Origin of the sequence: Streptomyces sp. NPDC093600, assembly GCF_044764755.1 — a bacterium.
GTDB lineage: Bacteria > Actinomycetota > Actinomycetes > Streptomycetales > Streptomycetaceae > Streptomyces.
Genome location: NZ_JBIWIU010000015.1, coordinates 34,549 through 46,623 on the forward strand (window position 1 = coordinate 34,549; position 12,075 = coordinate 46,623).

Below are 12,075 nucleotides of genomic sequence, written 5' to 3' on the forward strand. Positions count from 1 at the left end.
AGCGACCGTACCCCTGCGGCTCCTGCCCCGGCGCCGGCCTCGCGGCTAGCGTCCGAACGTGAGCCTTTGGACTTCTCTGGAACCCGCGTCGGCCACGGTGGACCCCGGTGGCACGACGACCGTACGACTGCGGTTGCGCAACACCGGGGACATCGTCGACGAGTACCGCTTCGAGCCCGTCGGCGACGTCGCCCTCTGGACGACGGTGGAGCCGCAGACGCTGCGCCTCTACCCCGGCACCACGGGCACGGTGGAACTGACGTTCTCGCCGCCGCGAACGCCCGACGCGGCGGCCGGACCGCATCCGTATGCCGTACGCGTCACGCCGACCGAGCACCCGGAGGCCACGACCGTCCCGGAGGGCAACCTGACGGTGACGCCGTTCACGGAGGTACGCGCGGAGCTGGTACCGCCGACCGTGAAGGGGCGGCTGCGGGGGCGGCCCAAGCTGGCCATCGACAACCTCGGTAACACGAAGCTGACGGCGTCGGTCAGCGGCAGCGACAACGGCGACGACCTCTCGTACGAGATCCATCCGTCCAACGTGCAGATCGAGCCCGGCCGCGCCGCGTTCGTGAACACGACGCTCAAGCCCCGCGAGATCATCTGGTTCGGCTCGAAACAGCAGCGGCCGTACACGCTGGCCGTGCAGCGGTCCGGAGTGACGCCCCTGGATGTCGAAGGCACCTATGTCCAACGCGGGTTCCTCCCCGGCTGGCTCGCCACCTTCCTCGGCATCCTCCTGGCACTCGCCATCACCTTCGTGATGCTCTGGATCGCCTACAAGCCCGACGTACGCAGCGCGGCGCTGGAGAAGCCGGCGGCGGCCGGTGCCTCCGTGCTGCCGAGCCCCACCCCGCCGGCACCGGCCGCGAGCTCTCCGGCCGCGAAGGAGCCAACCCCGTCGGAGCCGCCCAAGGAGGATCCCGCGCCGCCGAGCCAGGACGCGGGCGGGGAACCGGACACGGCGGGTTCGACATCAGGTGGAGGAGACGATGGCGGTTCGGGCGGCGAACCCCCGCCGCCCGAGCAGCCGGCCGCGGTCGGGTCCCTGATCATCGGTCAGGGCTCGAACCGCTGCGTCGACGTGCCGAACGCTCAGGACGGCGTCGGCCGCGACGGCACCAAGCTCCACCTCTGGGACTGTATGGACAGCGCCAACCAGAAGTGGGACTTCCGGGGCGACGGCACGGTACGGGCGCTCGGCCTGTGCATGGACGTCGCGAACGGTTCCCGCGACGACGGGGCGGCCATCCAGCTGGCCCGGTGCAGCGGCAACCCGGCCCAGCAGTTCGTGCTGAGCGGCGCCGGCGACCTCGTGAACCCGCAGGCGAACAAGTGCGTGGACGCCGACGACCACGGCACCGCCAACGGAACGCGGCTCCTGCTGTGGACGTGCGCCGGGACTCCGAACCAGAAGTGGCGCGTGGAGTAGGCCGGGAGACGCCCCCTCTGATGCCGGGTGAGGGTGAGGTCCGGCCGGGCGATGGCCTGGCCGGGTGGCACCGGACCAGGCGAGAGCCCGACCGGGCGAGAGCCCGACCGGCTACCAGCCGCCCTCGCCCGGCACCAGGCGTCCCGCCTTGCGGTACTCACGGCGGGCGCCCTCCAGCAGGTCGGCCGTGGTGACCGGTTCGCCTCGGCCCGCGGCGGCGTACGCCGCGGTGACGACGGCGCTGCGGATCGATCCCCCGGCCAGTTCGAAGTCGCGCGCGCACACCCCGGCGTCGGTGCCGTCCGCGCAGGGTACGCGCGCGAGGGCGTGCCGCCACAGGGCCAGCCGTTGCTCCGCGTCGGGGAACGGGAAGTCGATCACGAGGTCCAGGCGCCGGGTGAACGCCTCGTCGATGTTGGCGCGCAGATTGGTGGTGAGCACGGCGATGCCGTCGAAGGACTCCAGCCGCTGGAGGAGGTAGGCGCTCTCCATGTTGGCGTAGCGGTCGTGCGCGTCCTTGACCTCGGAGCGCTTGCCGAAGACGGAGTCGGCCTCGTCGAAGAGGAGTACGGCGTCGGTCCGGTCGGCCTCCGTGAAGATCCGTTCCAGGTTCTTCTCGGTCTCGCCCACGTACTTGTCGACGACGGACGACAGCTGGACCACGTAGAGGTCGAGGCCGAGTTCGGCGGCGACGACCTCGGCGGACAGTGTCTTGCCGGTGCCGGACTCGCCGGCGAAGAGCCCCACCACGCCGCGCCCCCGGCCGCCTCCGGCGCTGAGCCGCCAGTCTCCGAGGACCCGGTCGCGGTGGCGGGCGCGCAGGGCGAGTTCCCGCAGTTGGGCGCGGGGCCGCTCGGGCAGGACGAGGTCCTCCCAGCCGACGTCCGGCCGGATCCGGCGGGCGTGCCGCTCGAGCCCGGACGCGGACTGCCGACGGGCGGCCAGCCGGACGTGGCCGGCGGTCAGCGGTGTGCCGTCGAACGCGGCGAGGTCCAGGGCGGCACGCGCGGCCCGGGGGACCCGGTCCGCACCGAGGCGGTACGGGGCCACCGTGGCCGCCAGGTCGAACCCGGCGTCCTTCGCCGCGTCGCCGAGCGCCGCCGCCCACACGTCGGCGGCGCCCGTGGGCAGCCTCGGCGCGTCGAGGACCAGCGGGTCGCGGTCGCACCACTGGGGGTCGTACGGGCCGGTGCCGGTGAACAACACCGGTACGTCGTCGGCGGCCAGCGCTCCGAACAGCGGCCCGGCATCGTCCGGCAGCGGCGACACGACGAGCGCCAGACCCCGCAGCCGGGCCTCGCGCAGCAGCGCGGCGAAGGGCTCAGCGTCGGAGCCGGAGCCGGATCCGGAGCCGTGGGCGGGGCCAGGACCGGTGCCCGGCGTAGGGGCGGTGAGGGCGGGCGGCGTGCAGTGCAGGGCGTCGAGACCGGCCGCCGCCAGCGCCGCCGCGGCCCAGGTGAGCCCGTCGCCCTCCCGGTGCTCGCGCAGATGGACGGTGAGCGGACCTGCGGCCAGCCGGTCGGCGAGTCTGCGGGTGAACTCCTCGTCGTACGGGCTGAGGGGCGCCGCGAGCGGACGTACGCGGCCGGCGAGCGCGGCGTCCGGGGTGTCGTCGCCGAGGAGATGGGCGACGACCCGGTCGGGGACGCGCAAGGAACGGCTCAGGAATGGCCGTTCAGGCTCCTCGATCTCGACCAGTCCGAGGGCGGCCAGCGGCGCCGCCGGGTGGAAGAGGGCCCGCGCGCGGGGCAGGTGCGCGGGGAGGCCGCAGAGGTCGAGGGCGAGTCCGGTGGTGGCCCGGCGCCTGCTGACGTCGTCGTTGAGGTAGGCGTACAGCGGCTCGAAGTTCCGGTCCAGATCGGGCGCGAGGGCGATGAGCAGCAGCTCCGTCTCCAGCTCCCCCAGTCCGAGCCGCACAGCGAGCCGTGCCGACCGGTCCGAGGCGGAGGCGGAGGCGGAGGGGCCCTGGGCGTCCTCCCCCAAACCCTGTCGCGAACCCTGTCGTCGCACGGTGGAGCCGAGTACGTGACGTACGGCCTCGTCCGACAGGTACAGGCCGCGCAGCGGGTCCGCGGCCGTGGGATCGTCGGCGCGGCGGAGCTCGACCAGCCGCGCGACCCGCTCGCGGACTCGGTCCAGACGGTCCAGGAGCGCGGAGGCCGGGTCCGTCTCCGGGTCGGGAGCGGGGCGGTCCGGCGCGGAGCCGGCGGGGTCGGCGGGGTCGGCGGGGTCGGCGAAGGCGTACGTCGTCATTGCCGCCGGGTCTCCCCGCTCGCGCGGTCGGCGTCCGGAAGACCGGCGGCCGGCGGGCCGTTGTCCGGTAAGCGTGCGTCCGGGAGACCGGTGTCGGCGCCCGACGTGACGACACCGGACGACGCCGGCGGTCGGTGCCGCCGCTCCGGCGATCCTTCCAGGGTGCCGTCGATCCCGCGTACCCTCACCGCCGCGCCCTCGGTGACCGGCGGCCCGGCGTCGTACTCGGGGAACGCGGGGAAGGGTGCGGTCACGACCACGTCCAGGGACGGCTTGAGTTCGCCACCGAGCGCGGACCAGATCTCCGCCGTCGACCGCGAATCGCTCTGTATCCCGGCGACGGTGAGGGGTACGGACAGTCCCAATGCGCCCAGCGAGCCGGGCAGCTCCTCGGGGGGCAGGATCTCGCGGGGCAGCAGGGTCGCCAGCACGGCCGACAGGAGGCGGTGCTCGTCCTGGGGCTGCTTCGTCCAGGCGGTGACGAGGTACGACAGCCGGAACCAACGGGGCGGCTGTCGCCGCTTGAGGACCGCGCCGCGTTGGTCCGTGACCGGCACCGTGCCGCGCTGGCGGCGGGTGACGTCTTCGCGGATGTCGTACAAGTAGGCGTTGATGGCGGGGGCGTTGCGCCGGGCGGCCCAGTCACGGGTCGGGGCCTCCAGGGAGACGTCGATGCCGGAACCGGCGAGGGCGCCACCAGCGAGCAACCTCTTGAGGACGTCGTCCACCTCATGGATCACAGAACGCGCTCCCGCCTTGCGTGTACGTACAGCCCCGTGCTGACGATTCTTCACCGCTCCGCACCCGCCACCGCAGGCGCTCCGGGGAAGGCGAAGGGGCGGACCCACGGGGCCGCACGGCCCTCCGCGGCTGCCCCCGGGTCTGCCCGCGCGGTCAGATGTAGCCCTCCCGGAGGGCGTAGGCCACGGCGTGGGCGCGGTTGCGAAGATGCAGACGGGTGGTCAGCCCGTGCATGACGTTCTTGACGGTGCGCTCCGAGTAGGAGAGCTTGCCCGCGATCTCGCCGGTGTCCAGGCCCTCCGCGACCAGCCGCAGGACATCGACCTCGCGCGCCACGAGGCCGGAGGTGGGGGTGCCGGGGTGGCCAGCCGCTGAACGCTGGAGCGTACCGACCTGGCTCATGAGACGGCCGAGGAGGTCGGCGGGGAGGTCGCCGTCACCGCGGGAGGCGGCGAGCACGGCCTGCAGCAGCCGGTGCGCGGTCGCTTCATGGCGCCAGACGACGGCACCGGCCCCGCACTCGATGACATCGAGGAGCTCGGCCTCCCGGACCGCGCTCACGACCAGGACGGCGCGGGCGCCTTCGCTCCTGACCAGTCTGCGCAGCTGGGCGAGCAGCGACTCGTCCGGCGTCTCACCGATCAGCACCGCCACGGTCCCCGGCCTGACCTCCGTTCCCTCCCGCAGCTCGACGGCCGGGTGCTGGCGCAGCTGACTGACCGCGCCCGCTCGGGAGATGGGATCCGCGGTATGGACGACGACCGGTATCCGCCGCCCCGGCTCGGCCCCGCCGTCCTCCACGGTCGTCCGTAATGAACTTAATGAACTACGCACTCAATTCCCCCCATATCGGCGCACCCACGCCGAGGCGGGCTGCCAATCGCAGGCACAAATCGGATACGTGTGCCCATCAATGGTCGGCACAATCGTAGGGTCGGACCGAGCGCCGCGGACGGTCGAACACACCGCGTCCGCGTCGGGACGGCGTCGAAGTGTCCGAAAGGTGACGGGCGCCCGCCTCGTCGACGACCGGGCACCGGAGGCGACAGAGCCGTTGCGCCGGGCCCCCCTCCGGAGCGTTTCCCCAGCTCAGCGTGGTCGGTACGCCCTCTCCGCACCGCGCCACGAAGACGCCCCGCACGCCGCGCGAAACACCCCCCACCCTGAGAGCGCTCCCAGCCCGGGTCGACCGAATGTCGATCCCCACGGCACCGCTCCGGCGGCACGCCGGCTTCGCCTACCCGTGAACGCGAGCACGGCATCACGCCGACCACCCGCCTGACCCGCGCCGGCCTCGAACCGGTCCGGCGCCGCAGCCGCGAACTCGGGTTCTACGGCATCCACCTGCCCGAGGAGTACGGCGGCCGTAACCTCACCTCCTCCCAACCGGCCGTCCGGAAGAGGCGATCAAGCCGCTCCAGCACGCCACCAGGCACCAGTTGGACACGTACCTGCTGCCTCTGATCCGCGGCGAGCGGGCCTGCTGCTTCTCGCTCACCGAGACCGACGCGGGCTCCGACGCCCGCTCCCTGCGCACGGTCGCCGTGCGCAACGGCGAAGGCTACCGGCTGACCGAACACCGGTCCTGTGCCGCAGCACACGCTCCGCCGGGCCGCCGCCGTGAGGTCGGCGAGGGCGGGATAGCCGCCCACGGCCGTGATCAGGTCGTCCTCGGCGAGCAGAGCGCCCGCGCGGCTGCTTCCGGCGGAGCCCGGCGGTCGCGAAGGGGTCAAGGGGTGAAGGGGTGAAGGGGCTCCTGAAGCCCTCTCCCGCACCCCAAACCGCCCCCCCCTGAAAAACGGGGCCACCGGGGGCCCGAGAGAAAAGCGGATGCACCGCTCACAGGGCATCGCTTACCGTGGACGCATGTCTACGCCCCGAGTTTCCTAGCTGAGGACCCGCTTCCACGCCAGAAGTGTGTCCTCTTGCTTTCTCGGAGCGTAACCCCATGATCACCGTTCGCGGTGTCGAGCTGCGCGCGGGCGCCCGCCTGCTGTTCTCCGACATTTCCTTCACCGTCTCCCCCGGCGACCGCATCGGCCTGGTCGGCCGCAACGGCGCGGGCAAGACCACCCTCTTGACCGCCCTGGCCGGGAAGGCCAAGCCGGCCGATGGCACCATCACCCGCACCGGCGAGGTCGGGTTCCTGGCACAGGACTCCCGCGCCGCCGACCCCACCGTCACGGTCACCGACCGGATCCTGTCCGCCCGCAGCCTGGACCGGGCGCTGCACCGGCTGCGTACGGCGGAGGCCGCGATGGCCGACGCCGACGGGCCCGCCGCGCTGGAGCGGGCGATGAACGCCTACGCCCGCGCCGAGGCCGCCTTCCAGGCCGGCGGTGGCTACGCCGCCGAGGCCGAGGCGGCCCGGGTGGCCGCCGGTCTGGGGCTGCCCGAACGCGTGCTGGGCGAGCCGGTGGGCGCGCTCTCCGGCGGGCAGCGGCGCCGCGTCGAACTGGCCCGCATCCTGTTCGCCGGACCCGACAGCACCTTGCTGCTGGACGAGCCGACCAATCACCTGGACGCCGACTCGGTCGCCTGGCTGCACACCTTCCTTCAGGGCCACACCGGCGGCCTGGTGGTCATCAGCCACGACACCACACTGCTGGCCGACGTGGTCAACCGGGTGTTCCACCTGGACGCCACCCGCGCCACGATCGACCAGCACAACACCGGCTGGAGCGGCTACCTCTCCCAGCGGGCAGCCGATGAGCGCCGCCGTGCCCGCGAGCGGGCCGGCGCGGAACGCAAGGCCGCCGCCCTGCATGCACAGGCCGACAAGATGAAGGCGCGGTCCGCGACCGCCGTCATGGCCAGGAGCATGGCGCGGCGTGCCGACCGGATGCTGGCCGAGCTGGAACCGGCCCGCCGCGCCGAGAAGGTCGCCAAGATCCGGCTGCCCGAGCCCGCCCCCTGCGGGCGGATGCCACTCGGCGCCGTCAGCCTGACCAAGTCCTACGGCGACCACCAGGTCCTCAAGGGCGTGGACCTGGCCGTGGACCGGGGCAGCCGCCTGGTCGTCCTCGGCCTCAACGGCGCCGGCAAGACCACCTTGCTGCGCCTCCTTGCCGGCCAGGAGCGGCCGGACTCCGGCCGTGTGGTGCACGGACACGGGCTGCTCCTGGGCTACTTCGCCCAGGAGCACGACACCCTCGCCCCTGAGCGTACGGTCCGCCAGAACCTGGCCGCCGCGGCCCCGCACCTGAGCGACGGTGAGGCCCGGCGCGTGCTGGGCGCGTTCCTCTTCTCCGGGGACGACGCCGACAAACCGGCCGGGGTGCTCTCAGGCGGGGAGAAGACCCGCCTGGCTCTGGCCGGGCTGGTCCACTCCGGCGCGAACGTGCTGCTGCTGGACGAGCCGACCAACAACCTCGACCCGGCCTCCCGCGACGAGGTCCTGGCCGCCGTCGGCTCCTACCCGGGCGCGATCGTGATGGTCACCCACGACGAGGACGCCATCGACGCCCTGCGCCCCGACCGGGTCCTGCTGCTGCCGGACGCGGACGAGGACCTGTGGAGCGAGGAGTACCGCGACCTGGTCGCCCTCGCCTGATCCCCGCCTTCGCCCGACCCCCGCCCTCGCCCGACCGGACAGCGTGGTTCGCTCCGCAACGGGCGGGCGCGGGGGACGGAGCGGCGTCGCGGAAAGGATCGGGGGGCTGATACGGAGGTCACAGCTCCGGCGTCAGTCCGCGCTCGTGCGGCCAGTCAAGCTGGACGGGTGGGTTGGAGCCGCAGCCGCCGCCGTGGTCGGACGGGGCAGGTGCGCGACGGCGTCCACGGCGCGCACACGGTCGGTCATCAGCCGCCGGTAGTAGTGCTCCCCCGGCAGAGCCGACGCCGCGGGTCATGCCCCCCTCGATCCATTGCGTGGCGTCGCCCATACCCCCGTCCAGGGTGTCCCGGATCTGGCCCCGGCTGTCGACGCCTAGTTCGGCCCCAGGAATTCCCGTACCTCGGCGGCGGTCACGAGCCCCGTACCGCGGGCCACCGCCTCTCCCTCCTTCAGCAGGACGTAGGAAGGGGCGCCGGTGATCCCGTATCGCTCGGTTGCGGCCGGACAGCGCGTGATGTCGGTGCGGACGACCGTCAGGCGGCCGGTGTACTCGTCGGCGATGCCACCCACGACGAGGTCCATCGCCCGGCAGGGCTCGATCGCCTTGGGCCATGTCCCGGTGAAGTACGCGAGGACCGGAACTTCGCTCATCCCGAGGATGAAATCGAACTCCGCGTCCTCACGGGGCTGGTGAACCCGCTTCGCCATCGAAGCTCCTGACCTCGCGTTCCGTCATTCCACCCCCATCATCCCCCGCCGCCGGCGACACCGGCCGCCCCCCTACGGGTACGGCAAGCAGTCGGCACACTTCGGCGCTCGATTGGTTCTGTCCTGGCTCGACACCCAGGACCAGGGCTCGCCCCGCCCCGGGCCGGCTGCCGGGAGCGGGGCGAGGGGGCATACAGATCGGGCTCAGCCGGTGTTCGCGCGCCGGCGCCGGCGGAGCAGGAACGCCCCGCCCGCGAGGGCGAGCGCCGCGCCGGAACCGCCGGCGAGCAGCGGGGTGGAGGCCGGTGTGCCGTCCGCTTGGTGCTGGGTGCCGGAGCCGCTGGAGTAACCCTTGGTGTCGTACTCCGAGCCGGGCAGTTTGTCGGCGTAGCGGGCCTTGACCAGTTGCTGGTATTCGGCGAGCGATACCGACGCCTGCCCGTTCAGTCCTTGCCGGGCTTGGTCGTTGAGCGGCTCGACGGTGTTGAGTTTGAGCTGGTACCAGCCGCGGATCTGGGGCTCGGTGAAGGCCAGCGTTCCCACGGTGGCCATGCCCGCGTACGAGGCGTCGCTGTCCCCGTCGCGCACGGCCGCCAGGTGCCAGCCGCCGCCCTGGGTGGGGGCGAGCATGACGGTGGCCGTGCGGCCGTTGACGGTGGTGCTCGGCGAGGAGACCAGCTGCGTGAGCTTGATCGCTTCAGTGGGCAGGGGCCGGGCGGTGCCGGCGACGAAGCCGGGGGTGATCTCGTTGAGGGCCAGCGGGTCCTTGATGGTGAAGGCCGGCAGGCCCTGGCACGGCTCGGTCATCTCGGGGATCGTCTGCATCGGCTCGCCGGTCCCGGTGGGCAGCGGGGTGCGCAGGAAGCGGCAGACGGTGTCGCGGACGGCCGTGGACTTCACGGCTTCGAGAGCGGCCTGGTAGTCGGGGATGTCCGCGGGCAGCGGGTCCTTTGCCGGGGCTGCGTGGGCCGGGCCGAGGACGGACAGCAGGGCGGACGCGCTCAGGGCGAGGACGATGGACAGGCGGGCGGAGCGAGAACTCGCCCTCTTGGCGGCCGTTCTGGTGGTACTGGTGTCGCGCATGTCGCCTGCCTTAGCGGGAGATGCCGATGCGGGAGTGGGTCCACTTGGACGAGCTGTTGCTCACGTAGTCGTTGTAGTTCCACCACGTGTACGTGGTGGTGTCCGGCCACGGGTCGGCCACGCCGATGGTGTTGTTCGACGTGTCGAAGCCGTAGACCACGTTCATGTGGCCGCCACCGGACGTCCACCCGATGCGGGCGGCGACCGGTCGGGCCGCCTTGACGTCGGTGTACACCTGGTTGAACGTGGCCGCGCTGTTCAGACCCGAGCCGGGGTGGGCCATGCCGAGGCTGTGCCAGCCCCTGGCCATGTCGTCGAGCGTGGCGGGCTGGTTGTTGCAGCCGTAGTAGGGCTGGGCCCGGTTGCAGAAGTCCGTCTGGGTGGACCCGTAACCCTGGAACTTGGCGATCGTCAGCCCGGAGGCGACCCAGCACCACTGGGTCTTCTCCTGCTTGTACATGCCGATGTTGTCCTGACCCGCTTCCGCGTGAGCCGTGCCTCCCGCGACCGCGAGTGCTCCCACAGCGGCCAGCGCGACGGCTGACGCGGCGATGCCGTACCTGAATCTGCCCATGGTCCTGCCTTCCCCTGAAGGTGAACGAGACGAGCGGGGCGATCTCGCAGGCATATGACAGCGCATCATGACGAGGCATAAAGGAGGATGACGAAATTCAGCCCTTAAGGGTGATTTGCTCGATAATCGGACCCTACGAAGCCCCCCTCACCCGAAGGCGAGGGGGAGGCCGGCTACAGAGCGGGGTTGCTCGCGAGCCACTCGGCGAGGTAGCGGCAGTCGGCGGCCTGGCCGGCGGCATCGAGGTCACCGGACCCTGGTCGGCCTCCTGCCGGTTCGTCCGCGCGGTCACCGCGACGAGGCTAGGTCCGCGCTCAGCGCCACCTGCCCTCGACGGCCCATCGATGCTCGCCACTTTTGACGGTGTCCGACAAGGCGCCTGACGCCCCATCAGAACGGGCGTGAAACGGGCGCCCCGAGCGTCATCTCAGCGTCGAGAAAATACCCAAACCGCCCATAAAGCACCCACACAGAACCGCAGGTCAGGCGTCCTTCTTCACCGGCTCAAGAATCGCCACGCACTCCACGTGGTGCGTCATCGGAAAGATGTTGGCCTGAGCGATCTTCGGAAAATCCCAGGTCAGAGCCACGTTCTTTGCTCATCGCCCTACTGGTGGGCGCCCAGAGCGTCAAACGAGCGTCACGGCCCAGTTCGTCCCTTCTACTCGGAGCGGACAGGCTGCCGTGGCCGACTTCCCCGGACGGCGCCTCATAGCTCCACACAAGGCGACGGGCCTACGGGGCCGTACTCTCGGCTTTCTCCAGCCAGTCGGTGTACCAACGAGCGAACTTCACCGGCATACCGTCATCATCGAGGAGCGGGGTGAGATCGACATCGTTCACTCGACTGTCGGACCAGATCGTGCCGCGGTGTCGGCCACTGACGATCAGCCACTCTCTCTGGGCACAGCCCAGGTGGGAGATCGCGATGGCACCGACGGTGCGCTCCGAAGCAAACATGACAGCCTCCCACCGCTCGTCCCACGCCTCGATGGCGTCGTCGAAGTCCTCGATGTCATCGAAGTCTTCTTCCTCTGGGCGTTGAGCAAGGAGATCGGCGAGCAGCTTCGGGCTCGGGCCCTGGTCGGGAAATGGTTCGGCAAGCCTCGACAGGTCGGCCAGATCCGCGCCGTCGCCTTCCCAACGCCAGCGACCTTGTACGCGCCGAACCGGGAACAGGCCGTACGCGGGGCCGGCGCCACCCGCACCCACGTAAAGCAGGAAGGCCCGGTACTCCTCCGGCAGCCCCACGCCTATCTGAGCTTCAAGTTCGGCAAGCTCGTCCTGGGTCAGCGGCTCCTCCACGACCCACTTGTGCCCTGACGCCCCGAACACCTCGCTGCCCCCAGGTCCCGCACCCGCCGCCTCAACCTGCCGACGTACGCCTACCCACCACTCATCAGACATGCGGAAACCGTACGTGCAGCCACCGACACCCGGGTTGCAAGCACAGGCGCGCCGTGCAAGTCGTCGACCGGGCACACGAAGTGGGCGGCGCTGGACTCCTGGTTCCCGGAGATGCTCCGCGTGCGGTGAGTTAACACGTGAGAAGCCGCGTCGCTGACGGCGGAGCCAGGGGGGCACCGCTCTTCACGCCATAGGGCCCGAGTCATAGGATTCTCCAATCAGGGGGTCGGCGGGACTGGAGCAGCCGGAGGGCACCACTCTCTCGGGAGCGGCTTCGCCCTGGGCTTGTGCGGCTTCATTAGGGCACATCGCTTCTCG

General features: G+C 71.5%; 10 protein-coding genes. 3 read left to right on the plus strand and 7 right to left on the minus strand.

Translation table 11 applies throughout. From position 1 onward, the window contains the following. Window positions 1-58 precede the first annotated feature (58 nt). Window positions 59-1,435 carry a ricin-type beta-trefoil lectin domain protein gene (locus tag ACIRB4_RS28275; protein WP_403295039.1) on the plus strand — a complete coding sequence of 459 codons (1,377 nt, stop codon included), beginning with the start codon at window positions 59-61 and terminating at the stop codon, window positions 1,433-1,435. Between the two features lie 111 nt (window positions 1,436-1,546). On the opposite strand, the gene ACIRB4_RS28280 is transcribed toward ACIRB4_RS28275, so the two are convergent. From ACIRB4_RS28280 to ACIRB4_RS28290, 3 genes are all read right to left on the minus strand, one after another. Continuing rightward, the gene (locus ACIRB4_RS28280) at window positions 1,547-3,688 is read right to left on the minus strand and encodes an ATP-binding protein (protein WP_403295041.1); all 2,142 of its coding nucleotides are present in this window, start codon (window positions 3,686-3,688) and stop codon (window positions 1,547-1,549) included. Further along, window positions 3,685-4,428 carry a DUF4255 domain-containing protein gene (locus ACIRB4_RS28285; RefSeq protein ID WP_403295042.1) on the minus strand — a complete coding sequence of 248 codons (744 nt, stop codon included), beginning with the start codon at window positions 4,426-4,428 and terminating at the stop codon, window positions 3,685-3,687. The genes ACIRB4_RS28280 and ACIRB4_RS28285 overlap by 4 nt, the downstream gene beginning before the upstream one ends. Before the next feature lie 154 nt (window positions 4,429-4,582). Further along, the gene (locus ACIRB4_RS28290) at window positions 4,583-5,230 is read right to left on the minus strand and encodes a LuxR C-terminal-related transcriptional regulator (protein ID WP_403295044.1); all 648 of its coding nucleotides are present in this window, start codon (window positions 5,228-5,230) and stop codon (window positions 4,583-4,585) included. A 638-nt stretch (window positions 5,231-5,868) separates the two neighbouring features. Here ACIRB4_RS28290 and ACIRB4_RS28295 point away from each other — a divergent pair. Continuing rightward, the gene (locus tag ACIRB4_RS28295) at window positions 5,869-6,177 is read left to right on the plus strand and encodes a hypothetical protein (RefSeq protein WP_403295046.1); all 309 of its coding nucleotides are present in this window, start codon (window positions 5,869-5,871) and stop codon (window positions 6,175-6,177) included. Window positions 6,178-6,377: 200 nt separating this feature from the next. After that, window positions 6,378-7,982 (plus strand): ABC-F family ATP-binding cassette domain-containing protein, encoded by a 1,605-nt coding sequence (locus ACIRB4_RS28300; RefSeq protein WP_403295048.1) that lies wholly within the window; start codon window positions 6,378-6,380, stop codon window positions 7,980-7,982. Window positions 7,983-8,357: 375 nt separating this feature from the next. Here the strand turns inward: ACIRB4_RS28300 and ACIRB4_RS28305 are convergent, their stop codons facing one another. The 4 genes from ACIRB4_RS28305 to ACIRB4_RS28320 all read right to left on the minus strand — a co-directional run bounded on the left by ACIRB4_RS28305 (window position 8,358) and on the right by ACIRB4_RS28320 (window position 11,757). Further along, on the minus strand, window positions 8,358-8,693 hold the full coding sequence (locus ACIRB4_RS28305; RefSeq protein WP_403295049.1) for a thioredoxin family protein: 336 nt from the start codon (window positions 8,691-8,693) through the stop codon (window positions 8,358-8,360). Between the two features lie 204 nt (window positions 8,694-8,897). Next, window positions 8,898-9,776: a hypothetical protein gene (locus ACIRB4_RS28310; RefSeq protein WP_403295051.1), complete on the minus strand. Its 879-nt coding sequence runs from the start codon at window positions 9,774-9,776 to the stop codon at window positions 8,898-8,900. A gap of 10 nt (window positions 9,777-9,786) precedes the next feature. Further along, window positions 9,787-10,350 (minus strand): papain-like cysteine protease family protein, encoded by a 564-nt coding sequence (locus ACIRB4_RS28315; RefSeq protein ID WP_403295053.1) that lies wholly within the window; start codon window positions 10,348-10,350, stop codon window positions 9,787-9,789. A gap of 735 nt (window positions 10,351-11,085) precedes the next feature. Continuing rightward, on the minus strand, window positions 11,086-11,757 hold the full coding sequence (locus ACIRB4_RS28320) for an SMI1/KNR4 family protein (RefSeq protein WP_403295054.1): 672 nt from the start codon (window positions 11,755-11,757) through the stop codon (window positions 11,086-11,088). Between the last annotated feature and the right edge of the window lie 318 nt (window positions 11,758-12,075).

Excerpts from the sequence above, each read along its gene's own strand:
- ACIRB4_RS28310 (WP_403295051.1), bottom strand. The coding sequence starts at position 9,776 with ATGCGCGACACCAGTACCACCAGAACGGCCGCCAAGAGGGCGAGTTCT.
- ACIRB4_RS28300 (WP_403295048.1), top strand. The coding sequence starts at position 6,378 with ATGATCACCGTTCGCGGTGTCGAGCTGCGCGCGGGCGCCCGCCTGCTG.
- ACIRB4_RS28320 (WP_403295054.1), bottom strand. The coding sequence starts at position 11,757 with ATGTCTGATGAGTGGTGGGTAGGCGTACGTCGGCAGGTTGAGGCGGCG.
- ACIRB4_RS28280 (WP_403295041.1), bottom strand. The coding sequence starts at position 3,688 with ATGACGACGTACGCCTTCGCCGACCCCGCCGACCCCGCCGACCCCGCC.
- ACIRB4_RS28315 (WP_403295053.1), bottom strand. The coding sequence starts at position 10,350 with ATGGGCAGATTCAGGTACGGCATCGCCGCGTCAGCCGTCGCGCTGGCC.
- ACIRB4_RS28305 (WP_403295049.1), bottom strand. The coding sequence starts at position 8,693 with ATGGCGAAGCGGGTTCACCAGCCCCGTGAGGACGCGGAGTTCGATTTC.